The organism is Wolbachia endosymbiont of Oedothorax gibbosus (genome assembly GCF_936270145.1).
Classification (GTDB): domain Bacteria; phylum Pseudomonadota; class Alphaproteobacteria; order Rickettsiales; family Anaplasmataceae; genus Wolbachia.
Genome location: NZ_OW370537.1, coordinates 1390105 through 1415157, shown reverse-complemented (window position 1 = coordinate 1415157; position 25053 = coordinate 1390105). Strand labels below are relative to the sequence as shown.

Here is a 25053-nt window from a genome sequence, read left to right as displayed (position 1 = left end):
GTGAGGTTAAAAATGCCAAATAATAAAATAAATTCAAGTTCTGTTAAAACTCAAGAAAATCAACCAGAAGGTAGTCTTGATTTGAATAAAATGATACAAGATCCATCAAATGCAGAGCTTATTGATAATTCACAAGCTCAACAAAATAAACTTTTTGGATTACTAAAACAGTCAATAAAAGATTTCTCTATGTTGCCTGCAGAAAAGCAGATTCTTGCAGTAAGTGCAGCAGGTGCGTTATTTGCAACAGCATTACCACTTTTGTTAGCTGCTGTACCACTTGCTGCAACAGGTGCAATGATTGGTCTTGCTTTATTTTTCTCCGTAAAAGCAGTTCAATTTGGATATAAAGGGCTCAAATGGTCAGCAGAAAAAACAGTTGATGGGGTGAAATATACTGCCGGAAAAGTTAGAGATGGTGCTGTGCATGTTAAAGATAAGGTGAAAGAAGGTTATGAACATTCAGTAGATTCACTGAAAAAAGGCGCTAGTTTTGTAGGCGAAGGAGTGGCAAATAAGTTCCATAAGGCATCTGGTGAGACGGACTATTTAGATAAGGTAAAAAGGTTTACTCCAGATGCAATTAAGAAATCTGACGAAATAAGAAATGATATGAAAGCAATTTTTGCTGATAAAGGAAATAATTCTGGGTTAGTGAAAAATGTACTTTCTGGAATATCGTCAGAAATTGATTTAAAAATGGCAGAGAAGGCAAAATCAGGGGAGATTGAACATACTTCTGGATGGCAAGTACAGAAAGAATTCATTAATAATTTAAATGAAAAAAGCTTGCATAACTTGTTAACACAAAGGTCATTACCTAAAGGTAGTTATTTCATCGACAGTGTTTTCTCTGAACATTACGATGAAATTAAGAAGGTTATTAAAGAATGTAGAGAAAATCATTTGTACTCAAGCGTAAGCAATATGTTTGACAGAGCAGAGAAAAAAGCTAACAGGCCTTCTGTCAAAAATTTAACTAGGTCTGTGTCATCATCATTCTCTTCACTGGGAAGAAAAGGCTCTGAACAATCTAACAGCTTGTCAAAAAGCAATTCACTAAATTCTGTAAAAACTGACAGTACTGTTAGCAGCGAAGCGGAATTGTTAAATCCTGCGGAGCATAAGGAAGTAAAACAATCTTCAGGTTTCTTCTCAAGGTTTAAGAGAAATGAACCACTGAAAGAAGCTACTGACATTTCACTAAATCCTATAGGAACTGAAAGTACCGCTACTGTCTCTGATTCAGATTCTCAGAACTTTGCAACAGTCCGTAGAAGCAATTCATCTAGTAGCTTAACTCCTAAGCTTACTCCAGTTGCTCCACCAAAGGTGCCTGAAAGCCCTTCTATTGATAGTGGAATGGGTTCTGGTTCTTCTACGCCAAGAAGTCCTTCTGTAGAAGACTTAAGTAAAGCTCGTGCAAATTTGAAAGAGACAGGTTATCTGAATGAACTGGTGAAACAGCCTTCTACGAAAGTAGCTGTTGACACTGACGTTCAACAGCAAGCTGCACAAACAGCTGTGAAAACGAACTAAACAAAGCTATCCACCTTCTCCAAAAGGATGTTACTCAATGAGTAACATCCTTTTTTGTTTTTAAACTATAGAAAAATCCCAGCGTTATGCGCACAACCGTACGAACATTATGATTTCTCTGCTAGGAAGGGTATCATCTGAGTAGCTGACACTGGGATGACACCATAGGGGGCTACTTGGATGACAGGAGAAGGAGGCATTGCCCTTCTGATAGACAGTGTTCGTACAGTCACGCGCTGCCGAACACTGTATGGTTATACAAGAAAAATTAAGGCTTAAAAGGAATTTTAAGTATCGGACTTAAGGTTTTTATTTCTTCTTAATAAAACATAAAAAGCTCCTTTACCACCATGTTTTTTCGTAGCTTGCTGGTAGTATAGAACCATATGCTGATCATTTAACCACTTATTTAAGTTATTCTTTATAGTGTCTGTTTTATTTGTTGCACTGCCGTATCCCGTAATTACCAATAAACATCTATTTCCTGCTCGATAATTTTTGATAATAAAATCTATCAATTTACAATAAGCATCCTCTATATTATAGCCATGCAAATCTAGCTTATCGCTTATAAAATATTTACCCCTATCAATCTTTGATTTTGTGTTGTAGTCAAGACAAAATGATGAGTTACCATTATTGGTATTAAGAAAATTCCCTTGTAAGTTAGAGGTACCTTTATCAACCATAGACTTTATATTTACTTTATGATCAACTTTCAAAGTAACTTTTCCACATTCTATTGGCTTAACATTTTTTTGCCAATCCAACTCATCGTCCGACATAAACGCATTAATCGAATTGTATAATTTTACAACAATATCCAAACATAGTAAAATATTGCTTATTCTATAAAAACCCGATTTTCGATAATACGATGAAATCGTCAAAAACTAATGAGAATTTTTGGCTGTATGGAAAGCACACCTGCATATCAGCACTGAAGAATAAAAATAGGCGGTGTGTAGAACTGTTAGTAACAGAAAATTTCTATAGAGAACATGAAAAAGAAATTAGGCAATGTGCAAATAGTAAGGGCATTAAAGTTCGATTAGTAGAAAACAAAATACTTAATGACGTTTTATCTAAAGGTGCTAACCATCAAGGAATTGCTTTAAATGTTGCCCCTATTCTTTATAACTTAAGCATCGAAGAAGTAGCTGAAAGCTCAAACGACAGCTCTACTATAGTCATTTTAGATCAAGTCACTGACACGCACAATATTGGATCAATTTTAAGAACTTCAGCTTGTTTTAATGTTGACGCATTGGCTTTACCACATAATCATTCACCTGGCGAAAATGCATCTATTGCAAAAGCAGCAAGTGGAGCATTGGATATTGTTCCGCTAATATACGTTACAAATATAGTAAAAACTATGCAGTATTTAAAAAAGGTCGGCTACTGGTGTTACGGGTTTGATTGCAATGCTAAAGAAAATATAGATGAAATAAAGAGCTTTGAGAAAAAAAGAATAATTATTTTTGGTTCTGAAGAGAAAGGAATGCGGAGGTTAGTTAAAGAAAATTGTGATTATCTTTTAAAAATCCCAATGTCAAACGTAATTGACAGCTTAAATGTCTCAAATGCAGCAGCAATAGGCCTATATTCTATTTATATTAAAACAAATGCCAGCGCATAGCTGTTTATAATAAAAATACTTGATAAAAATGTGGTTTTATATTATAATGTGTTAAATAATGGACAAAAGGAGTTATATTTATGTCTTACATGAGAAATGAACAGGATATCCGCTCTCAGGGCGTTTATTATAGCGCTGGGCTCAGAAGTTACCTAACTAAAGTATATAACTACATGGCTTTAGCTTTAGGCGTTACAGGGCTTGTTGCGTTTCTAACGGTATTTTCTGGTCTTTTTCAGGTAATTCATTATAATCCTGTGCTGCGATTTGTAGTAATGCTATCTCCTTTTGCGCTGGTGTTTTACATGTATTATAAACTTCAACACTTAAGTGCTCAGTCCACAGTTACTATATTTTTTCTTTTCTCAGTATTAATGGGGCTTTCCTCATCTTATATTTTTGTAATTTACACTGCAGAAAATATAGCAAGAGCATTTTTCATTACATCGATCATGTTTGGCTCTATGGCTTTATATGGTAATACTACAAAAAGAGATCTTACAAGTATGGGATCTTTCTTGATGATGGGAGTCTTGGGGATAATTATAGCATTGATAGTAAATTTCTTCCTTAGAAGCAGTCCACTTTACTTTGCAATATCATTTATATCAGTAATAGTCTTTACCTTGATGACTGCATATGATGCTCAGAGAATCAAAGATGTTTATTATAGGTATAATGACGGTTCAGAAGTTGCTACTACTAAATTAGCAATACTCGGTGCAACTGATCTTTATTTTAATTTTATTATTATGTTTAAACATTTACTCAGGTTACTTAACTTGTTCAATAATAGGGACTAGATGTTTTCCTTTTTAAGGAAAGGTAGTAAGAATTCTATAGTTTTCTTTTTAATATCTTTAGTCATGTTGATGCTATGTCTTGCATATGCATCGGTGCCACTATATAGCATTTTCTGTAAAGCTACCGGGTATGGTGGCACAACAAGAAAAGTAACTAATGCAACAATAAGTGCAACTGACCAAAAAATCAGGGTCCACTTCAATGCTGATATAATGTCCGATCTACCTTGGGAATTTAAATCAGAAACTAACTACGTTGACGTAAACATAGGAGAACAAAGTTTAGCATTTTATTACGCAAAAAATCTATCTGATCAGCCTTCATTTGGAATGGCGGTGTATAATGTTACGCCTTTCAAAGCAGGTAAGTATTTCAATAAAATTGCATGCTTTTGTTTTGAAGAACAAATGTTGCTACCAAAACAAAAAGCAGCTATGCCCGTATCTTTCTACATAGATCCTGAGATAATGCTTGATAACAACACAAAAGATTTGAGCGAAATAACACTATCATACACATTTTTTAAGCTTAAATAACAAACTTTTTCCTATTGTCCACTCAAGCAGCGTGAGCTATAGCTAAACTGACTTACGACAATCTGAAAAACGACAAATTCGTCATTCCGCTACTTGTTAGCGGAATCTATGCCGAGATACCGCGAATGAATCGCGGTATGACGTAGGATTGCTGTCGTCCTGCTACGTGTTAGCGGATGAGATACCGCGGCGGTATGACGGTTCGCGGCAGCATGACAATAAGCTCGTCATCCCGCTACCCCTTAGTGGGATCTATGCTTTGAGATACCGCGGCGGTATGACGTGTTGAAACAATCCGATAAGGTAAACCTCGTCATTCCGCTACTTGTTAGCGGGATCTATGGGATACCGCGGCGGTATGATGTGTTAGCTATAGAAGGAGTGCGTTGTGATTCAAATAACAGTTATGCAACAGATCTATTGAATTGAGTAGGAGCTCTTATTTGCTTTTTGTGCACTGACTACTTGTGTCTCAGTGCTTGGTGTTATCAATTCCCATCCTTCATTCTTTGCTTCACAAGTATCCCAATACTTAGCCAATTCCTTATTATTTTTTACAGAATTTGGCATTTCTATGTTGGGATTTTTTTCTAATGTATGCTTAATTAGAATCTTACAGCAACCTTCGTAGTTAGTTGATTTATCTGTACCATATAATTCAGTAACACACTCTAAAGCAGTATTTCCATTGTAGTGTTCATGTGGGCTATCACTTACCCCGCTTCTATGAGAGCCTTTAACATGTCTGGAGAACGCATCAAAGTGCAGATATGTAAATATCCTTTTTCGTTTTGCACGTTAGCACCTGCTTTTATTAAAACTTGTGCTAGATTTTGTAAAGCGCAAGGTTTGTAATTAATAGCAATAGAAAAAAGACTATCTACTGGAAAGCCATCATAGTCTTTCAAATCAAATTTGTGATTAATATCAAAACCTTTTTCTTCCCAAGAAGTGTGTAAATCTTTATAATAGTTTTCTTTGCTTGAAGTTTGCATTCTACTTTCTAGCCTTTCTTTTATTTTTTCTATTACATTACTAATATCTAAATCGTGATCTTCATTCACTTCATACAACACATTACACAAAGCACTATAAAGCTGAGTTTCTCTATTCATTATAATTTATACCTTAAAAATATTAATATACACTTATGTAGTATATAAACTCTAAATAACATTTTGCAAAATATTAATTGTTAGATAACATAATCAAAGTTTTTATCTTACATTCATCATGGTTAGAGCTATACAAATAAAAAAAACTGGGGGAGCAGAAGTATTAGAATTTGTAGATAAGAATATAGGTGAGCCAAAAGGCGAGGAAATTTTAGTACATCACACAACTATCGGCTTAAATCGTTATGATTTAGAGCACAGAAAAGGTATGCGCAAAATTAAAGATCTACCATCAGTGCTTGGAGTGGAAGCAGTGGGAGTTATTGAAAAGCTTGGTAAAAAAATCAGTGATGGATTCAAAGTTGGAGACAGAGTTGGATATTGCACAGCTCCTCCAGGGGCATATTGTGAAAAGCGCATTATACACCAGAAATATCTGATAAAAATTCCAGATGACATATCTGATGAAGTTGCTGCTGCAGTGCTGTTTAAAGGTATGGCAGCTCACCATTTAGTTAATCAATCTTATAAAGTTAGGCCTGGTGCTTTCGTGCTAGTTCATGGGGCTAATGGTGGTTTAGGACAAATAATATGCCAATGGGCAAAGGATAAAAAAGGTGTAGTGATAGGTTCTGTAAGCTCTGATGAAAAAATGAAAATAGCTTTACAAAGTGGCTGCACATACGCAATAAACTACAATGATAAAGACTTCGTTTCTAAAGTTATGGAGATTACGCAAAACAGAGGAGTAGGTGCAGTGTATGACCCCATAGGCTATACTACAAGCAAGCTCTCTTTTGAATCTTTAGGCAGGTTCGGCATATACGTTTCCTATGGGCAGATATCAGGTAACGCTCCTATTAGTTTTTCTTTACTTAGTTCACGTTCGTTATTTGCAACTGGAACTTCGATATATCATTATAAGCATGATAGATTCACATTAGTGCTTACCACAATGGAAATCTTCGAGATGATAAGAAAAAAACTTTTAACTGTACGGATCAATAAAAAATATAAATTTGATGAAATAATAGAGGCTCATCGTGATATGGAAAATAGAAAAGTAAGTGGGCTAAATATTATCAAAGTTTCTTAAATAACTTAGTAACCTAAAATAATTATTCATTAAGTCATATCAACTAGAATTTCACATATTTAATTTTCGATTGATTAGACTTCTTCGTTTATTTTATTAGACGTTAGTACACTGCGTGCTGGTTTGTGTGATTTCAAGAGAAGCTTAGTAGATAAGGTGTGTTTTAAACCAAATTCGGTATTTTAAACTGAACATTTTCAGTAATACCACCTGGCATAACTGAAATTTTTACACTCAGGTTTACTTTTAGGTAGTCCATTAATTCATCAACCAATATGTCAGGAGCGGAAGCACCTGCGGTGATTCCTATCTTTTCTACGCCCTGAAACCAGCTTTTATTCACACAGCTGTAATTATCAATCAAGTAGGCTCTTTTTCCTCTAGCAGCGCACAGATCTAATAAGCGGTTTGAATTTGAGCTATTTTTACTTCCTACAACTAACACCATGTCTACAATTTCAGCTAGCTTTTTAACAGCATTTTGTCTGTTTTGCGTTGCATAGCATATGTCCTTTAAATCTGGACCTGTTATGCCTGAAAACCTTAATTTCAAGGCAGCAATAATGTCACGGGTATCGTCGATGCTTAACGTAGTTTGTGTAACATAAGACAAATTATCTGGATCTTTAACCTTTAAATCATATACATCCTGCAAAGTTTGCACTAAAATGATAGGATTGTTTACTCTTCCCCTAATTCCCTTAACTTCTGGATGGTTTTCATGCCCAATGAGAATTAATTCTTTACCACTGTTTTCATACCTTTTTGCTTCTTTATGCACTTTGCTGACTAAAGGACATGTTGCATCAATCACTTGAATGCCCTTTCTTTTTGCCTCATCTTCTATATTTTTTGATACTCCGTGCGCGCTGAAGATCAGTATTCCTTCATTATCTTCAATTTCCTCGATACTGCTTACAAAAACCACTCCTTGTTTCTTAAAGTCCTCTACTATATATTTATTGTGAACAATTTCGTGTAGCACATAAACTTGGCGCTCGTTTTTGTATTTTTCTAAAGTAATAGCTAATATGTCCACAGCTCTTTTTACCCCGGCACAAAAACCTCGTGGTTCAGCTAAGATGATTTCCATTTTTGTCAAATCAAGTAAATATGCAAGCATTACTTAAAAATAAGCTCCGCTCACTGTATTTTATAGTACCACTATTTATATTTTATATAATAATTATTTTTCGCATATTCTCTTTCACATTTGATCAACTTACTACTTCAGAAAATTTTAGAAAAGATAATATAGTACATAAACAACCCGATATTTTAGATAGAAATGGAGTGGTAATAGCAACAAATGTGCCCACAACATCACTATATACAGATGCAACCAAAGTAAAGAATCCAGAAAGTATAGCAGCACAACTGTGTTCTACTTTGCATGACCTCGAATACGAGAACTTATATAGAGTACTTACTTCAGAAAAGAAATTTGCTTGGATAAAGCGGCACTTGACTCCAAAAGAACTGTTAGCAATAAAAAACGCCGGCGTGCCAGGAATAAACTTCTATAACGATGTAAAACGTATATATCCTCACAGTAATTTATTTTCACACGTGCTTGGTTACACTGACATAGATGGCAACGGTATTGCAGGAGTTGAGGCATATATAAGTAAAAACAAACAACATTCTGTTATCCAAGTAGCTGACACTGGGGTCCAGAAAAAAAATACGTGGATTCCAGCATTACGCGCTGCTTATCAGGGTATTCAACTATCCTTAGATACACGAGTGCAAAGCATAGTGCATGAAGAGCTAACTAAAGCTGTAAGCAGATATCAGGCACTTGGCGGAGTTGGAATTGTTTTAAATGTGAGAAATAGTGAAATCATCTCGATGGTCAGTCTACCTGATTTTAACCCCAACCTACAGAGTAAGGCAGAAGACGTACAAAAGTTTAATCGCGCCAGTCTTGGGGTGTATGAGATGGGATCGGTATTAAAATTCTTTACAATAGCCGCAGCACTTGATGCAAACGTTACAAAAATCAGCGATTTATATGACGTATCAACACCAATTATCATTGGAAAGTATAAAATTCAGGATTTTTACAAATCTAAAACTCCCAAAATTACTGTGCAAGATATATTTGTAAAATCATCCAACATTGGTGCAGCAAAAATTGCAGTCAAACTAGGTATTGAAAAACAAGTAGAATACTTTAAAGCTATGAAGCTATTTTCTCCTTTAAAAATAGAAATACCAGAAAAATCTACACCGATAATCCCGCATAAATGGAGTGAAAGCACTTTAATAACTGTATCTTATGGTTATGGCATAGCTGTAACTCCTATACATCTTGCACAAACTGCAGCAGCATTAATCAATAATGGGATATTTCATAACGCAACCTTGATGTTGAATAAAAGAAGTATAGGAGAGCAAATTATCTCAAGAAGAACTTCCAGGGAAATGAGAAAATTATTACACGCAGCAGTAACAGATGGCACTGGCAGAAAAGCAAAAATGAAGGCATATTCAATAGGAGGAAAAACTGGATCGGCGGAAAAAGTTGTAGATGGTAAATATAGCAAAGATGCAAACATAGCATCATTTATAGGAGTGCTAACTATGCTTGACCCAAGGTACATAGTGCTAATTGCTATTGATGAGCCTCAAGGGATGCACCATACCGGGGGAGTAATTGCTGCACCTATAGTAAGGAACATTATAAATAGAATAGCACCTATACTAAATGTTACACCTGAGATGTAAAATTATGATTGTTTTACTATAATTTCAAATTTATCATCACCAAAATCCTTATTAATATACCAAGAACCATCATCTTTAGTTACAAATTCAAGGCCTTTAAGGTCTCTTTTTATTGCCTTTCCATTTTGATCATCGATAGCGATGTTAATATCGAATGTAATAACATTTAGATTTATCATAGCTTCTTTCCCGTTGCACGAATTTAGACTGAACTTACCTAACATGACATCATTAAAACTCACTTCCCCTTTATAGACATCACACTGATCGTCCACACAACACGTAGTTTCAATATAGAAAAGATCTGACATACAAAATACCTTAAAAAAAAGAACTAAACATATATGGCCTACACCACACCGCTAACAAGTAGCAAATCATCGATAAACCTAGTTGGCTACATAGCCATAATACAGTTAGAAATGTAAAATTCAACAGTTAATTGTGTGATTAATAGAGAAGTCTTATTTAGTACACCTTATAGGAATAGCTGTTTAGTTTTTTTGTTAATCTTTTTTACCATGCTGTCAATCATATGCTTTATCCCTTGATATACGGAGTATGTACTTTCGTCACTACGCATATAAGCAGAACAAGAAAATACATTATACTCTTCATCTTCTATTGATAACCCTGTATCGCACTTTATGTGTTCGCCGCCAAGCTTCTCTATCAACTGTTCTTTGTCATCTCCTACAGTTACCTTAACTTTATTTTCTTCTCTACCTATCTTACTACTTAAAATTGAAACGATGATAGCTGGAGATATGCATATCGCTCCTATTGGCTTTTTTGTAACAAAGAATTCTGAAACTAATCTTTCAAATTCAGGCATTACTGTCACCATGCCTTTATTTTCAGCTAAGTCAGATAAATTTTTTGCAACTCCGTATCCACCAGGTACAACTAGCATGTCAAAATTTTCAGCTTTTGCTTCTTTTAAGTCATATATTTCGCCTCTTGCGATTCTTGCTGCTTCTGCAAGTACATTCCTTTTTTCTTTTGTTGCCTCTTTTGTTTTATGATTCATAACTTGTGTGATATTGATATCAGGTGCAAAGCATTTAACATCCACATCCTGCTGATCAAGCACAAGCAGACTTAAAACTGCTTCTCTTACCTCTGCACCGTCAAGGTGACCACACCCTGATAAAACCACAGCAGCTTTTAATTTTTTTTCACCCATAAAGTACCTTAATTTCATGTAATCTAGGTATTTTAATACAAATTCTATATTTGGAAAGAGGTTATTATATTAATTATCTCATACTTATTATAATATAATTAATAATTAGTATGTATAATTAGGCATATTTATGATTGATAGGAATTGAATATGGTAGAAGGTGGTGCAGTAGATACTGGCAACAATGAGTATCTTACCCAAGGTGTACTTGAAATTGTTCAGGAAAGTGAAGATTTACAAGAAAAAATAAAAAGTTTTCTGGATGAAAATAAAGATCTAAAAGATCTAGATTTAACTGAAGAGGGAAGCGTAATTCTTTTATTAATACCAAACTTCGTTATTGGGAAGACAAATAGTACATATTATAAATTTGCTTAAACTCCGCAATTACAGGCAAAAGGGCTATTTTTAATTTGTCTTATTATCAATGAGACTTGGTATAAGTAGTAGGAAAAGCGAAGAATTTTTGGCAGCTATGTCAAAAGGATTATCTAAAATAGAAAAATTCAAAAAGCTAGCTGAGCAAGTTGGTAAAAATAGAGTAATGGAGAACAAGCTGGAAGCTTTAGGTAATCGATTGTTAATACAAGGAGTTATAAGTGGAGCAGCAGTTACAACACTAACTGGTACACTGGCAGGTTTATTAACAGTAGGAGGAGTAACTGGTGCATTAATAATTGGAGGAGCAGCATTAGCAGGGTTTGTAGCGCTAGTTGCTATAGCTGCTATTGGTTATGCTATATATCAGCATAGAGGTGAGATAAAAGAAGGTGCGATTGAAGCAGGAAAAGCAGTGAAAAGTTTTGTGAAAAATATAATCGATAAATTACCTGAAGTTCAAGCAAGAGAGAATAATTTTAGTAGATTAAAAACAAACGTGCTTGAAACTATTACAAACATTAGTCTTAAAGATCACACAGACGTTAACATTAAAGAATTCCTTGCTGATAGGAAAAAAATATTAGAAATGCTTCAAAATGAAGGGCAGCGATCTGCTATACAAGAGTTAGTAAAGAATGGAACCATTGAAAATTTTTCAGAAGATGACATGAGCAGACTTATGAACAAAGGTCTTAGTACTCATGTAGCAGATATGGAAAGATCTAAAGACACGGAAGAATCTAAAAAGAAAGGATTTCACATTCTTATGAATGAATTTCAACCTGCAATTATGGCAATTGGTAGTGACATAAAAGAGGTAGAACAAAAAGTTAATGAGAAAGCTCAGGAAATGAAGCCATATTCTCAAGTAGATAGTCCAAGTCCTGAACGAGTGAGTGAAGAAGGAATCAAAAAAGAGATTTGATGCATTTGAGGAGAGTTTTGACGCAAAAATTACTATTAGAAAGTGGGGTTACGCTACTCCTTTTTATCCACTTTTTTGAGCAATCCACCTCCACATCTAACACACATTTCAGTGATTATAATATCCAATTTTTGATCATGTTTTTCTACAGGTAAATCTTTACAATATTGTTTCTCATAGGCTACACCTATAAATATTTTTCCAAGCGGCCGTAATTTTTTTATCATTGTATCATACCAACCACCGCCAAAACCTAATCTATTAAAATGATCATCAAAAGCAATAACAGGAGTAATGATTACGTCAGGAATTACATCTTCATTTGTTTCGTTCCATTCCTCGAATTTTAGTAACTGATTTTTATCAGGAACCGCTATTTTATAACCTAAATCGAATAAGCTATACATCAAAGGTACAACATCTATTTCCCCATCCATTGGAATGTAAGCTGCTATTGTTTTGCCTTTAACGTAACTTAAGTTCTGATTAAAGAGATTAATAAGGGAATTTGCCGCATAACTGGAATAACTTTCATCAATATCTTTTCTTATAGCTCTATATTGCTCTCTTATTTCCTTTTTGTGCTGTTTAATATCTTTGAACATGATCTATCCATTTTGCAGTAAGTTTTTCTTGTAAACTATTTTGCTTCAAGCGCTCACTTAAAAAGTCAAAGTCAATAAATTCCATATCCTGGTCTTGATTACTGCAACTATAAACAAAACTTCTTTCTCCTGTTTCCTTATTTATATGTTGCTGCACACACTGAGCGCAGATTTCTTTCATCATACACTGCATAGGAGAATTAACGGATGATATTGCTATGTGTTTTGGTTTCAGAGATGGCTTTAAAATTGTTTTTCTAGCTTCATTCACAGCTTTCATCATTTTATCAGAACCAATAGTGATAATTTTATCTATAACGTTCAAATTAATACCTAATCTTTCTTGTTGATAAGAGACTATTGCATCAACTATATTACCATGAAAGGATTTATCTTGATCTCTGCTTGTTTCTATTAATCCTTCTTCACATGCCCAAACTACTGCGTTTGATGCACGCTCTATCAGTGCTCGTTTAAATACATCACTTAATTTTTTATAGCCAGCAAAGTACAAAACCTTGTTATTATTTTCAAGACATGCCTTCCCTATCGAAAATAACACTGCATTTCCAACTCCACCACCAATTAGCATTATATTCTTCATAAACTTTTTATAGAGTAAAAAACGAAAAATACTCTCTAGCTTCAATTAAATCGATAACTAACAGCTGCATTTTTACGCATATCATCTAATAATAAGTTGCTTTGTATCATAATCTTTTGTTGGTACATCTGCTGTTTAATTGCTTCTATATCCGCTGCATTACTCTTGATATCACACAACATCATCAACTTTGCAGTGCCATTTTCTCTCAATTCTACTATTTCATTCACACTTGTTTTACTAAATAAAATCTGTAAATCAGGATTTAAATTTCGCATTTTTATTTCAAACTCTTTTACGCTTGGTAACTTGAAATTATCTGCCAATTTATCAAAATTTAAACAATTAACTTTTTGCTCTTTGAGATTATCTAATAAACTTTCTGAACCTTCAACCACAATCTGTTTTAATTTTAAAGTGCTTTCCAGCAGTGCATGATTAAGTTGTACCTTATCTATGACTTTTATAATGGAGTAACTTCCGCTGAAACTGAATGGACCTGCTATATCGCCGGTTTCTAGTCTTTCTAAAACGCTCTTAAGTTTATCTTTGAGCTGACTTAAATTAACTGTTGCTTTACGCATCTTTATTGGAGATTCTGGATCATTACTATTACGTAATTTTTTTACTAAATCTTCAGCTATACCATAAACATCCTTGTCTTTTTGATCAGGAATTATAAACTCTTGGAACGTGATAAGATAATCTGGCTTTTCTGTTTGCCTTTTTACATCATCTACTTCTTTATCGCTTATATTAATAAATGGCACAATTCTTACTTCAATAATTTTGCTCCACAGTAACTGACATTTTATTTGTTTTCTTAAAATACCAAGATCTATATTATGCTTCTCTATGTATTGATCAACTTCATTAGCCTTAAGTTTAAAACTTTGGGTTAAAAATAACATGATAGCATTATCTAACTCCTCGTTGCTCAATTTTATATTCAGCCTCTGCGCTTCATTGGTAATGATAATTTCGTCTATTAGCTCCCTAAGCATTTGAGGTTTTGCTTCTTTTTGATTAACACTTTGAGTGCCAAACAATGAATTTATCAAGTTGATGCGTTTTTCGATATCTAAATTTGAAATTGGCTCACCATTTACATCTGCAACAATTTCAATCTCGGTTGCAAGCAACCTAAGTGGCAACACTATCAACAGTAAAATTAGTATTTTATGCATATAAGTAAGGTTAATAACCAATTCTATAATAAATAATGCTAGCCAATTTTTTAATAGTGATCTCAGTGACAATGGAAATAAAGACCATTGCAACAAAATCAGGTAAATAGGCTAAAAATATGCCAACATAGCGAATTTAAACCGTGCTAAAACAGTATACGGAAGGAGAGGGATTCGAACCCTCGATACGACTTTTGGGTCGTATAACGGTTTAGCAAACCGCCGCCTTCAGCCGCTCGGCCACCCTTCCAAATTTAGAACCTAAAGATTATATAATACCAAGACCTCTACCGCCTGTCTAATGCTTTTAATTGCAACATTTTTCCGAACAACTGTAATTTTTAGATCTGTGGTACAAAAATCTATAGCTAACCCAAGAAAGGTCTCCCTACATCATACCGCGATTCATTCCATAGCTGTACGAACGTTGTCTAGCAGGAGGCCAGCGCCCCTATGATGTCATCCAAGTAGCCTCTTTTTTGTCATCCCAGTGCGTGACACTGGGATCTAGCCTTTATTATTTGGTTGAAATTAAGTCTTCTGGATCCCAGTGTCAGCTACTTTCATGACATCATCATAAAGTAAACCAGCGTCAAGCACTGGGATGACAGAAGAAGAAGGCGCTGCCGTCTTGGATGAAAAAGCTGGATTCCAGACTGGAATGACACCATTTGCTGTGCAGTTTACCTTCAAGAATGAATGTTCGTACAGTTGTGCGCGGTATAGATTCCGCTAACAAGTAGCGGAATGACGAATTTGTTGTTTTTCAAATTGTAGAGCCATTTTAGCTATAAATCAATAAAAACTAATTTCTGCTTTTTTCAATGATTTTCTTTGCTTCTTCTATACCAACCCATTCTCCAACTGCTACTGTTTTTCCCTTTTCTAGATCTTTATAATGAGAAAAGAAATGAACAATTTTATCTAATAGGTTTTTAGATAAGTCAGAATAGTCCTTTATATTGTCATAATAGCTATCAACACTGGAAATAGGCACAGCTAATATTTTTTCATCTTCTCCTTTTTCATCTTTAGTAAGTAATGCGCCTATTGGACGCACCGATATTAAAACACTAGATGCTAAGGGAAACTGAGTTAGCACCAAAACATCCACAGGATCACCATCACCTGCGCAGGTATTTGGTATAAACCCATAATTGCAAGGATAAGTCATTGAGGTAGACAAAAATCTGTCAACTTGTAACAACCCAAGCTCTTTATTAAATTCATACTTTACAGGCTCAGCATTTGCACTTATTTCAATTACCACATTCACCGCCGCTGTTATTTTACTTAAATCCATAAATTACCTCTTTATCAAAAGCAAGAATTATACAATATATACTTTTAAGTTGCTACATTTATAGCTTGTTTTGCATGGGGCTGTTCTAAATTTTCATTCGTCATTCCATTGACTGTTGAAAGTGGTGGTTCCTGTGGTGATTTCAGTAATTGAAATAAAGCACATACTACCACAATAGTCAGCACCGCAGCAATTATTAGATTAGTTTGTGGATTCATTGAGTTGAACAATTTTTGCTCCATAAGGAAATAATCAGCAACATATAACCCAACAGATAATACAAATATACCCAAAATAAGTTTACAGACTGTGTTTTTATGTTCCGTGTATTTTGTTTCTTGTCTAGTTACGCAATATGCATTTCTATTTACTATCCTTTCAAATTCAAACCTATCTTGATTTTTGAGTAACTCTTTTGGAATATTACATGACATATTTTTATAGTGTGTATGGTACGATGGATCAATACAAAAATTTTCAACACATTTGCAATGATAATAAGGAGGTAATGTTGACTTATTACTATCCAAATGAAAAAGACCAGGAAAAGTTGACCTAGTGCTGTCTATACGAAAGTCATTCAGTCCATAAACAGCCAATCCGTTTTTACCTGGTTCGATTACACTCAGCATTCCAGCTAATACATAAAAGTACATACAGGAATATGGATCTATACTTACTGTTTGATCATTCTCAGTACTAAATAAATGCTGGAACATCTTTGCACTAGAAAATAATAATGTAATGTTTTTATTTACATTTATTTCATGTATAGAATAGTAATAATCAATTACTTTATTATATAAGTCAGGATCTTTTATATTACTTGTCTCAAGTACATCCTTAACATCTTTAATTATTTGATCCTCAAAATCTTTTTCTGTTTTCAATACCTTTTCTCCTCTAGGATTGATCAAGGTATTAAATGTATCTAACTTTTTATCATCTGCCATTTCACCCAAGTCTTTTTTTAACTCAGATTTTTTAATAACTTTATAAATTTCATCTATAACTTCTTTAACGCTGAGTTCCCTGTCTTTGCTAAGAAGTACATAAGCTTTGTTATAAATTAAAAGCAAACCTTGTAGACTAAATTTAAGATTGAGGTAGTAATCGAGAGGTTCTTCCTTGCTTTTTTTTGCAAATATAGATACTCCAAGGTGATTTCTACGGTCTATACTACAATCATTACGGCCACCATCATGTTGAAAGCTGCCCATACATATGAACAATGCTTCAAGCAAGTTGCCCTTACCAACAATTTTTATCAGCTCTTCAACTTCTTTTACCATTGCAAAACCTATAATGTCCTACTTTACAGTATAAGTGATATGGAGTAAAATAGCAATAAATGTTATTAGACTTCTTGCATAACCCAAACTAAGTAGAAAAAGGTATAGCTATACCGCTGCGGTATCTCAGCCACTAACAAGAGATCCCGCTAACACGCAGCGGGATGACGAATTACTTAACCATCATCTACACCGTCATACCGCGATTCATTCGCGGTATCTCATCCGCTAACAAGAGATCCCGCTAACAAGCAGCGGGATGACGAATTGCTATACCGCCACGAACCGTCGTTCCGCCGCAGACCTTCATACCGCGATTCATTCGCGGTATCTCCCAGCATAGATCCTGCTAACACGTAGCAGGATGACGAATTGCTTAACCGTCATACCGCGGTTCATTCGCGGTATCTCTTAGCCGCTAACAAGCAGCGGGATGACGGTTGTCGTTTAGCTATAAATGTTTAAGAAATTTACCAAACGAAAAAAAAGGCAAAAGAAGCCCTGGTCATTGTCTATTTTCAGTATTGGCGTTTTTTAAGTCTTAAACGCTGCAATTTAGCTGCTTTTAAATGCAACTAACCTTAGCTTTAATATTTAAGAAATTTACCAGGCAGAAAAAAAAGGCATAGAAAACCCGCAGTAGCTAGTTATTCACTCTCTATTTTAAAATTTGACGTTGGGTGATGTCTTGAACGCTTTGTAAGAGCGTTTCAGCTTATATAGGTAAAAACCTAGAAATTTGATAAAGACATAAGGTACACATAGTGCAAAAAATTAAGCATAGTACGCCAAATACAAGTTTTCTTGTCGTTTTAATCTGCACAGATTGCGAAGTTAAATGAAATAGCTTCACTGTCATGATAAGGGGGCTGGCAAGGCTTGTCAAGTAAGTTTTTTGTTTCTATTCCCAATAAAAGTTTGTTATATGGTTATGCAAGAAGTCTAATAAAACCTTTACAATATTTCGATCATAGGTTTAACTTTACGAAGTTATAATCTATAGGGCTACGATGAACGATTATCTCTCACTGCTAAATCCAGAACAACAATCAGCTGTAACTAACATAGATGGACCAGTTTTGATACTGGCAGGAGCCGGAACGGGAAAAACAAGAACGATTACTTCAAGAATAGCACACATAATTAGAAACGGTCATGCTTATTCTGATGAGATACTAGCAGTGACATTCACAAATAAAGCAGCAAATGAGATGGTATCAAGGGTACTTGAGCTAACAGGCACAAACATACCATGGCTTGGCACTTTCCATGCAATTGCAGCAAAAATTTTGCGCCTGCACGCAGAAATTGTGGGCTTAAACCCCAATTTTACAATCATTGGTGTGGATGACCAATTACAGGTAATAAAAAATATTATTAATGAAATAAGCCCTGATTACCTATCAGAAAAATGTAAGACCATTATGAATATTATTCAGCAATGGAAAGAGAAGTGCTTATTGCCATCTGAAGTGGAAGATATTCAATCATTTAGGCCAGTATACGTAACCGCACTCAAAGTCTATCACCAATATCAGGAAAGGTTAAAATTCCTTAACTCCGTCGATTTTGGTGACTTATTGCTATATAACATACAACTCTTTAATCAAAAGACTGAAGTTCTGTCCTACTACCAAAATAAGTTTAAATATGTCATGGTAGATGAATATCAAGATACAAATGCAATACAGTATCTTTGGCTAAAATACCTTGCAGAAGAGCACTCAAATATTTGCTGTGTGGGAGATGACGATCAATCAATATACAGTTGGCGTGGCGCAGAAGTTGAAAATATTTTAAAGTTTTCTGATGATTTTAAAAATGCAAAAACCGTTAAACTAGAGTGTAACTACAGGTCAACATCCCACATACTTGCAACTGCGTCATATGTTATCAATCACAATAAGACTCGCTTAGAAAAAAAATTATGGACAACAAACATTGAAGGGGAAAAGGTAAACGTAATGAAGTTATGGGACGGAAAAGCTGAAGCAAGGTTCATAAGCGAACAGATATTAAAGCTCAATAAATACAGATTTAGTGACATTGCAGTGCTGGTAAGGGCCACTTTTCAAACTAGAGTTCTCGAAGAGTATTTTATAAAATATTCAATTCCCTACAAGATTATAAGTGGCGTAAAATTCTACGAACGTCAGGAAGTCAGGGATATAATTGCATATTTAAGACTCGTTACAAACAATAACGATGACTTAGCTTTCGAAAGGATAGTAAATCGGCCAAAAAGAAGCATAGGAGCTACAACTCTAAAGAAAATATACACGACTGCTCAGGATAACAAAATTTCTTTTTTTGAGGCAGCAAAAATATTAGTTAATAGTAATCAAGTAACCGAAAGAATTAAACTCTCACTAAATGATTTTTTAAATAAAATTAAAGCTTGGGAAGAAATAGTAAGTGTAAAACCACTGCATGAATTCGTTAAAATCGTAGCAAACCAATCAGGGTATATTGAAATGCTTGAAAATGAGGAGGTAACAGGCTTAGCACGAATAGAAAATGTCAAGGAGCTCATCTCATCTTTAAAAAATTTCGATAATGCCACAACTTTCTTGGAGCATATAAGTCTAGTGATGGAAGTGGATAATATGAATAACGATGACACCGTATATGTTATGACTCTTCATGCAGCCAAAGGACTTGAATTCCCGTGCGTGTTTCTACCTGGTTGGGAAGAGGGATTATTTCCTCATCAAAGATCTTTTGAAGATAAAAGTGGTAAAGCTTTAGAAGAAGAAAGGAGACTTGCATATGTTGGCATAACCAGGGCAAAGGAAAGGTTAATCATTTCATGTGCAGATAGGAGGGAAATTAACAACCAGTGGCAACCGATGCGCACTTCTCGGTTCATTAAAGAATTGCCAAGAGAAAATGTTGAGGTAATCAAGAGTAACGCCTACTGTTGAAGCTATAACTGCAGATAAACATATCTTACAAATCTGAATTACTTCAACTATATGTGTAACCAGACTGCATTCTGTGATTTTTAGCAAAGCACGATCTTTCATTTGAGTTTTCTTCAATTTAAAATAAATACAGAAAATTACTGCCTATAGCTAAACTGACTTACGACAATTTGAAAAACCGTCATTCCGCTACTTGTTAGCGCCACGGCAGCATAGCTATCTTCAAAAATATGGTTGAATAATTGTTAATAATAGTGTATAATTATTAATATTTTCAAGCATTTTTGCCATGGCTCTTTCAAAATTTCTCGATCCTCGCAATGATTTGTGTTTCAAAAAAATCTTTGGAACGGAAAAAAATAAGAATATCCTGATCCACTTTTTGAACGATATTTTAGGGTTTACTGAGATAAATGCAATACAAGAAGTTGAGTTTCTTAGCACTATTATGGATCCCGAAGTTGCCTCTGATAAACAAAGTATTGTTGATGTTCTCTGCAAGGATTCTCACGGAAATAGATATATAGCAGAAATGCAGCTCGCTAGAGACAAGGGCTTCGAAAAACGCGCTCAATTATATGCCGCTAAAGCCTACTCAAGACAATTAGATAAATCTGGCAACTACATTGATTTAAAGAAAGTTTTCTTTATTGCTATATCAAATTGTAACTTACTTCCTAAAGAAGTTGATTATATCTCTACTCATAATATACGTGATATAAAAACCAACGGCCATTACTTAAAAGATTTTCAATTTATCTTTATAGAATTGCCCAAATTTTCAAAAAGTAAAGTAGAACAGCTAGAAAGTACAGTAGAAAGGTGGTGTTTCTTTTTTAAATACGCAGAAGAAACAACAGAAGAAGATCTACAGAAAATAGCAGAAAAAGCACCAATAATAAAGCTAGCATATGATGAATTAGACAAGTTTCGTTGGAACGAAAAAGATTTAGTAGCTTACGAAGAAAGGATAATGGATCTACGGAAAGAAGAAGCCATTCTTGAATACAGACTTGATCTTGCTACTGAAAAAGGCAAAAAAATTGGTAAAGAAGAAGGGAAAATTGAAGGGAAAATTGAAGGGAAAATTGAAGTCGCAAAAGCAATGCTGGCTAATAATGTTGATGTCAACACTATTGTCAAGTTTACAGGCCTTTCTATTAGTGAGATTGAAGAATTAAGTGGAAATCTGTGAATGGTCAATGGCGTCAACTTAAGAGCCTCCATTAGCAAACTCTCATAAAGACATGATGGCGTTTGGGCTTATCTACTTTATTGCGGCTATACAATCTTCCCGGTCGGATCTTAACTTTGGCGCGTATACTTAAAAAGGGCTTGAAAATCTTTTGGCGCAACAAGCACTTGATAAAGTTTCTACACCAAATAAAACTGAAAAATTTAAACGATACTCAGTAATTTGATCTGGGTTCCAAGGTCCTTGTGCATCACACATATGAAGCGATAATAATGACCAAGTTCGCCCAAAATTCTTGTCTCTAAATTTACCCCAGAAAAATTTTCTAACTCTGCTCCTACTTTGAGTCGTTTCCTCTATGTGCCACCTTAATACATAAGCTTTACTGATATCTTCCAAAGTCTCGATCAAAAACTCTGTTTCTCCGTTGACTAATGTCATACCAAACTTCGTTATTGGGAAGACAAATAGAATATACGATAAATTCACTTAAACCTCTAGTTATAGGCAGAAAGCACTCTTTTTCATTTGTCTCATTATTATTGAGAATTGGTATCAGCACTATAACTCTTACTTTCTGTCCTTTCATTTTATTTTTTAGCTTTTCATTTTCTAATATAAAATCAAAATCTAATTCTCCAGATAAAATTTGTTTCCATAGCTTGCTATAATTTCTTTTTTGCAAGCGAAAAATAAAATCTACTCCCAAATCATAATGCTGTTGAATGAATTTTACTGAAGACGATCATAGATAAATAATTTGATTTAATGAACGCATTTGAGTCGGGTAATTGCTCTTCCGCCAACGTTTGTTCGCCTATATTCCAAGCCGCAAGGCGAGCACTGCAAATCAGTGAAGTACATAAATCAACAAACAAATTGCCAATGGTGCCTGTTGTTCCATTTGGTTTAAAGCGGCCAAACTCGGATACAATTTCCTCAGAGCTGGGTAATCTCATACCAGAACCATCTGCTGCAATAAGTCTATAGCCTCTCCAGCTCAGATTCATCTTGATAGGCTGTTTGGATGCTTAAACTCTTTAAAACCTGTATTTATACCTTGCTTTAGAAAAAGCTTGCTTTGAGGGTGCATGTCAATGAGTTCACATTCTATTCCCAAACTTTTTTTAACTAACTTATAGAAAATACTGTCGTAAAAGGGAGTTTTCTTGTTCGCGTGAAACTCAACACAATGGATTCTCTGAAAAGCTTCCGAGTATATTATATTTTTAATTTGTAGAATAAAATTTTTTCCTTTTTGCATGTTTCACCTAAAAAGGACACATTTTAGACTTCTTTGTTGAAATAAAACAGCAACAAAAGTGCTATTTATTGCAGCTTTTGGGTAATTTAATGGTAAAAATTTTAGAGAGAAATTTTATACACTATCACCGATATTTTTCCTTAAGTTGACGCCATTGTGTGAACAGATACTTTCATTCTGTTAAAAAGCTACAATATTTATTAAAATTTTCATTTATTTTTATTTAAAAAGTAAATATTATTAATATTTACTTTAACTAATATAGGATATATATGAATACAAAAATATTTGAGAGGTTAATAGGGCAAACTAGTCTACGCAGAGATAGCAAAGCTGAGATCATACAGTTAAATAGAAATGAAAAAGCTTTTATAGATGAGGATAAAAAGTCTATAGAATTAGCTGAGGCTATTTTTGCAGAGAATAATATGTTTCATTTTCGCAAACCAGGTCCTGCTACGGATTACATTTTGCACAAACTAATAAATGATAGGAAGCTTTTCGAGGAAATGAAAGATAGAGGTACAAGTATAATACGTCTTTTTTCTTTGCTATCAATGTATCATGGTCTTCCCAAGTGCTGTGTTGTGAGAAAAGAAGGATATATTACTGAATTCAGCATATTTACTTATGTTGATAACGATTTAGAACTAGTATCTTTAGAGGATTTTATACTTATTGAGCCTTCCTCGTACCTCGAGTACACTGTGCTTGATAATGATAACATCAGAAATAGGTTAGCTAGAGACTTGACTGAAGACAAAACAAAATTAGATATTTTCGTAAATGGAATTTTAGCAATAAAGAGCTCGGATTTAGTATTATCTTGTATCAATGCAATAGGAACTCTTAATGAGGAAGCTAGAAATTATGTTAATCTCTTACAGGAAAAAAACATGCTAGATAAAATCTTAAACAAAGATGATACAACACTTGCAAAAATAGCTATAAAAGAGTTATTAAAACTTTCTGTTTTACAGGGAAGAGAAAACACTACATTAGAATCTCCTCAAATCTCAAGTATAGAAAGTCATCAACATTGTAATGGGCGGTAGGATTTAAAATATACTGAGGCTCATTTAAATACAGAGCTTCAGTGGTGCTTAATTTTTCAATTTATGGTGACCCTACTATGATGTAGATCTATGCTTGCTTATAACTAAAATTTCACTTCCACCAAGGGGATATTATTCCAGCTATTGCTGCCATAGTCATCAATAGAAGCGTTTAAGTAATCTGTATCAAAGCGCACAGGCACATCAAATTCGAAGCTCGCAGTGATTATCGTATCTTTTACTGGTGGCTTCATAAATATTATTTCTCCCGCTGAATAATTTACTGAATATTCACTCTCTTCTTTACCATTTAAATAAATCTTTACTGTCCCATGTACTGGCTTTTTGATCATACGTATATGCTTATCTTCCCCACTTACATAAGTTTTGACTAGCTGAAAAGTCGTTTTTTTGTTATCTCCTATACCAATCTCCTGATTAATGGCTATAAAATCTGACCAATCCTTAAAACGAAACCCTATTGCTTTACCTTTTCGTGCGTGAAAAAATGTTATGAGTTCTGTTAGCTGCTCGTTTGATCTGACCCCGTAAGCTATGTTGTATCTAGTACGTGCATGAGACTAATTGATGTTGCGCTGTTCACAACCGTTATGAGTTGTTACAACGTCAGTGGAAAATTCCGGTCCTCCAATGGAACCATAAGATATATTTTCTGGAAATCTAATTTCTGTAAATGACATATGTCCTCCTGTGAAAGTAAAATAGTTTGGTTGAAGAAAATGTTGTAATTTGAAAGCGTTTCACATAGTAAATGATGCTATGGAAAGTAGATGAGACCACTAAGACAGTACCTTAAACTTCTGTCACACCCACAATTACTATACTCAGGTTCATTTGAGTTGTCAAGCAAAAAAAAATAAAATTTTATGGCAAATTGAAACAGCCTTGCTTGTGACTTAATTCATCTACTTTTTTGCGTAATACATCCAAATCAGTTGCTCCTACAAACAGGCTATCTCCTATTACTAAAAAAGGTGTGCCACCTACTCCCAAATCTCTTACTAGGAGCTTACTGTCGTTTATCATTTGCTCGATTTTGTCCGCATTATTTTTCATGGAATTATTAAAATCATCTTCATTAATCCCTATGCTTTTCACTATATCCAATATGCTTTCGTCTGAAAATCCTCCTTTGTGACTTAAAGCAGAATAGTGAAAATCGAAATATTTTTCTTTATCAATAAAGTAAACAGCTAAAGCGCTTTTTGCTGCCCTTAAAGAGTCATTACCAAGTATTGGAGCATCCCTAAAGATATACTTAATTTTACCGTCGTTAATTAACTGCTTTATATCATTCTTCATAGCTTTGCAATATCCACAAGAATAGTCAAAGAAGCCTGCAGCTACAACACTACTATTTTCATTTCCTGAGTAAGGATAAGCGGAGTCGAATATTTCATTTTTGTACTGTAAAATTTTACCTTTAGTCGCGTTATCTCGAGCAGCATGATTACTTCTAATCGACTGCTCTTTGAGAATATTTATAATTCTATCAAAATTTCTACTGATATAATCATCTAATCTCTCACCTATATAATCATCGCTTAGCATTTGGCTGTGATTTGAAAGCCAATTATTTATTATCGGCAAGCTTGCTATTGCTATTATTAAAATCAATAAAAACGATACCCTAGACATACAATTTATTT

23 protein-coding genes, 1 tRNA gene and 2 pseudogenes are annotated in these 25053 nt (G+C 34.3%); 11 read left to right on the top strand and 15 right to left on the bottom strand.

Features of this window, described 5'->3' with window-relative positions; genetic code table 11:
• Positions 1–12: 12 nt before the first annotated feature.
• On the top strand, positions 13–1539 hold the full coding sequence (locus NBW37_RS06895) for an actin-bundling T4SS effector WalE1 family protein (RefSeq protein ID WP_305879767.1): 1527 nt from the start codon (positions 13–15) through the stop codon (positions 1537–1539).
• Between the two features lie 287 nt (positions 1540–1826).
• On the opposite strand, the gene NBW37_RS06890 is transcribed toward NBW37_RS06895, so the two are convergent.
• A complete protein-coding gene (locus tag NBW37_RS06890; protein WP_250297019.1) occupies positions 1827–2324 on the bottom strand; it encodes a Smr/MutS family protein in 498 nt (165 codons plus the stop codon).
• A gap of 92 nt (positions 2325–2416) precedes the next feature.
• On the opposite strand from NBW37_RS06890, the gene rlmB reads away from it, so the two are divergent.
• The 3 genes from rlmB to NBW37_RS06875 all read left to right on the top strand — a co-directional run bounded on the left by rlmB (position 2417) and on the right by NBW37_RS06875 (position 4521).
• The gene (gene rlmB / locus NBW37_RS06885) at positions 2417–3181 is read left to right on the top strand and encodes a 23S rRNA (guanosine(2251)-2'-O)-methyltransferase RlmB (protein ID WP_250296277.1); all 765 of its coding nucleotides are present in this window, start codon (positions 2417–2419) and stop codon (positions 3179–3181) included.
• 80 nt (positions 3182–3261) lie between these two features.
• Entirely contained in the window at positions 3262–3984 is a 723-nt protein-coding gene (locus tag NBW37_RS06880; protein ID WP_250296276.1) for a Bax inhibitor-1/YccA family protein, read from the top strand.
• Complete coding sequence (locus tag NBW37_RS06875; protein ID WP_187296989.1) at positions 3985–4521, top strand: cytochrome c oxidase assembly protein; 537 nt, start codon at positions 3985–3987, stop codon at positions 4519–4521. It abuts the gene before it with no gap.
• Positions 4522–4938: 417 nt separating this feature from the next.
• Here the strand turns inward: NBW37_RS06875 and NBW37_RS06870 are convergent, their stop codons facing one another.
• Together NBW37_RS06870 and NBW37_RS06865 are read right to left on the bottom strand one after the other, a co-directional pair.
• Positions 4939–5091, bottom strand: coding sequence for a hypothetical protein (locus NBW37_RS06870; protein WP_250296275.1), 153 nt, complete (start codon positions 5089–5091; stop codon positions 4939–4941).
• 143 nt (positions 5092–5234) lie between these two features.
• Complete coding sequence (locus tag NBW37_RS06865; protein WP_250296274.1) at positions 5235–5636, bottom strand: hypothetical protein; 402 nt, start codon at positions 5634–5636, stop codon at positions 5235–5237.
• A gap of 118 nt (positions 5637–5754) precedes the next feature.
• Between NBW37_RS06865 and NBW37_RS06860 the strand changes: the two genes are divergently transcribed.
• Positions 5755–6732 (top strand): quinone oxidoreductase family protein, encoded by a 978-nt coding sequence (locus NBW37_RS06860; protein ID WP_250296273.1) that lies wholly within the window; start codon positions 5755–5757, stop codon positions 6730–6732.
• Positions 6733–6895: 163 nt separating this feature from the next.
• Here the strand turns inward: NBW37_RS06860 and ispH are convergent, their stop codons facing one another.
• Positions 6896–7825 carry a 4-hydroxy-3-methylbut-2-enyl diphosphate reductase gene (gene ispH / locus NBW37_RS06855; protein ID WP_250297018.1) on the bottom strand — a complete coding sequence of 310 codons (930 nt, stop codon included), beginning with the start codon at positions 7823–7825 and terminating at the stop codon, positions 6896–6898.
• Between the two features lie 20 nt (positions 7826–7845).
• Between ispH and NBW37_RS06850 the strand changes: the two genes are divergently transcribed.
• Entirely contained in the window at positions 7846–9462 is a 1617-nt protein-coding gene (locus NBW37_RS06850) for a peptidoglycan D,D-transpeptidase FtsI family protein (protein ID WP_250296272.1), read from the top strand.
• Positions 9463–9464: 2 nt separating this feature from the next.
• On the opposite strand, the gene NBW37_RS06845 is transcribed toward NBW37_RS06850, so the two are convergent.
• The gene (locus NBW37_RS06845; protein WP_250296271.1) at positions 9465–9773 is read right to left on the bottom strand and encodes a hypothetical protein; all 309 of its coding nucleotides are present in this window, start codon (positions 9771–9773) and stop codon (positions 9465–9467) included.
• A 167-nt stretch (positions 9774–9940) separates the two neighbouring features.
• Positions 9941–10648, bottom strand: coding sequence for an isoprenoid biosynthesis glyoxalase ElbB (gene elbB / locus NBW37_RS06840; protein ID WP_250296270.1), 708 nt, complete (start codon positions 10646–10648; stop codon positions 9941–9943).
• A gap of 150 nt (positions 10649–10798) precedes the next feature.
• Between elbB and NBW37_RS06835 the strand changes: the two genes are divergently transcribed.
• Positions 10799–11026: a hypothetical protein gene (locus tag NBW37_RS06835; protein ID WP_250296268.1), complete on the top strand. Its 228-nt coding sequence runs from the start codon at positions 10799–10801 to the stop codon at positions 11024–11026.
• A gap of 49 nt (positions 11027–11075) precedes the next feature.
• Positions 11076–11954: a glycine zipper family protein gene (locus NBW37_RS06830; protein WP_250296267.1), complete on the top strand. Its 879-nt coding sequence runs from the start codon at positions 11076–11078 to the stop codon at positions 11952–11954.
• Positions 11955–12007: 53 nt separating this feature from the next.
• On the opposite strand, the gene NBW37_RS06825 is transcribed toward NBW37_RS06830, so the two are convergent.
• The 6 genes from NBW37_RS06825 to NBW37_RS06800 form a co-directional block, all read right to left on the bottom strand.
• Positions 12008–12559: a 5-formyltetrahydrofolate cyclo-ligase gene (locus tag NBW37_RS06825; protein ID WP_250296266.1), complete on the bottom strand. Its 552-nt coding sequence runs from the start codon at positions 12557–12559 to the stop codon at positions 12008–12010.
• Complete coding sequence (locus NBW37_RS06820; RefSeq protein ID WP_250296265.1) at positions 12543–13163, bottom strand: ferredoxin reductase domain-containing protein; 621 nt, start codon at positions 13161–13163, stop codon at positions 12543–12545. The genes NBW37_RS06825 and NBW37_RS06820 overlap by 17 nt, the downstream gene beginning before the upstream one ends.
• Before the next feature lie 41 nt (positions 13164–13204).
• Positions 13205–14350: a SurA N-terminal domain-containing protein gene (locus NBW37_RS06815; protein WP_250296263.1), complete on the bottom strand. Its 1146-nt coding sequence runs from the start codon at positions 14348–14350 to the stop codon at positions 13205–13207.
• Positions 14351–14509: 159 nt separating this feature from the next.
• Positions 14510–14600: transfer RNA gene (locus NBW37_RS06810), tRNA-Ser, on the bottom strand.
• Positions 14601–15155: 555 nt separating this feature from the next.
• Entirely contained in the window at positions 15156–15653 is a 498-nt protein-coding gene (gene ppa / locus NBW37_RS06805) for an inorganic diphosphatase (RefSeq protein WP_250296262.1), read from the bottom strand.
• Between the two features lie 44 nt (positions 15654–15697).
• On the bottom strand, positions 15698–16945 hold the full coding sequence (locus NBW37_RS06800; protein WP_250296260.1) for a WD1261 family protein: 1248 nt from the start codon (positions 16943–16945) through the stop codon (positions 15698–15700).
• A gap of 1010 nt (positions 16946–17955) precedes the next feature.
• Between NBW37_RS06800 and NBW37_RS06795 the strand changes: the two genes are divergently transcribed.
• Both NBW37_RS06795 and NBW37_RS06790 read left to right on the top strand, forming a co-directional pair.
• The gene (locus NBW37_RS06795; RefSeq protein ID WP_250296259.1) at positions 17956–19869 is read left to right on the top strand and encodes an ATP-dependent helicase; all 1914 of its coding nucleotides are present in this window, start codon (positions 17956–17958) and stop codon (positions 19867–19869) included.
• Between the two features lie 289 nt (positions 19870–20158).
• Entirely contained in the window at positions 20159–21064 is a 906-nt protein-coding gene (locus NBW37_RS06790; RefSeq protein ID WP_250296258.1) for an Rpn family recombination-promoting nuclease/putative transposase, read from the top strand.
• A 31-nt stretch (positions 21065–21095) separates the two neighbouring features.
• Here the strand turns inward: NBW37_RS06790 and NBW37_RS07795 are convergent.
• Positions 21096–22328, bottom strand: a pseudogene (locus tag NBW37_RS07795) (transposase).
• A gap of 272 nt (positions 22329–22600) precedes the next feature.
• Here NBW37_RS07795 and NBW37_RS06775 point away from each other — a divergent pair.
• Positions 22601–23383, top strand: a complete 783-nt coding sequence (locus tag NBW37_RS06775; protein WP_250296257.1) for a hypothetical protein — start codon at positions 22601–22603, stop codon at positions 23381–23383.
• A gap of 104 nt (positions 23384–23487) precedes the next feature.
• Here the strand turns inward: NBW37_RS06775 and NBW37_RS06770 are convergent.
• Both NBW37_RS06770 and NBW37_RS06765 read right to left on the bottom strand, forming a co-directional pair.
• A pseudogene (locus NBW37_RS06770) lies at positions 23488–24084 on the bottom strand (TIGR02217 family protein).
• 184 nt (positions 24085–24268) lie between these two features.
• Complete coding sequence (locus NBW37_RS06765; protein WP_250296255.1) at positions 24269–25042, bottom strand: DsbA family protein; 774 nt, start codon at positions 25040–25042, stop codon at positions 24269–24271.
• Positions 25043–25053: the final 11 nt, after the last annotated feature.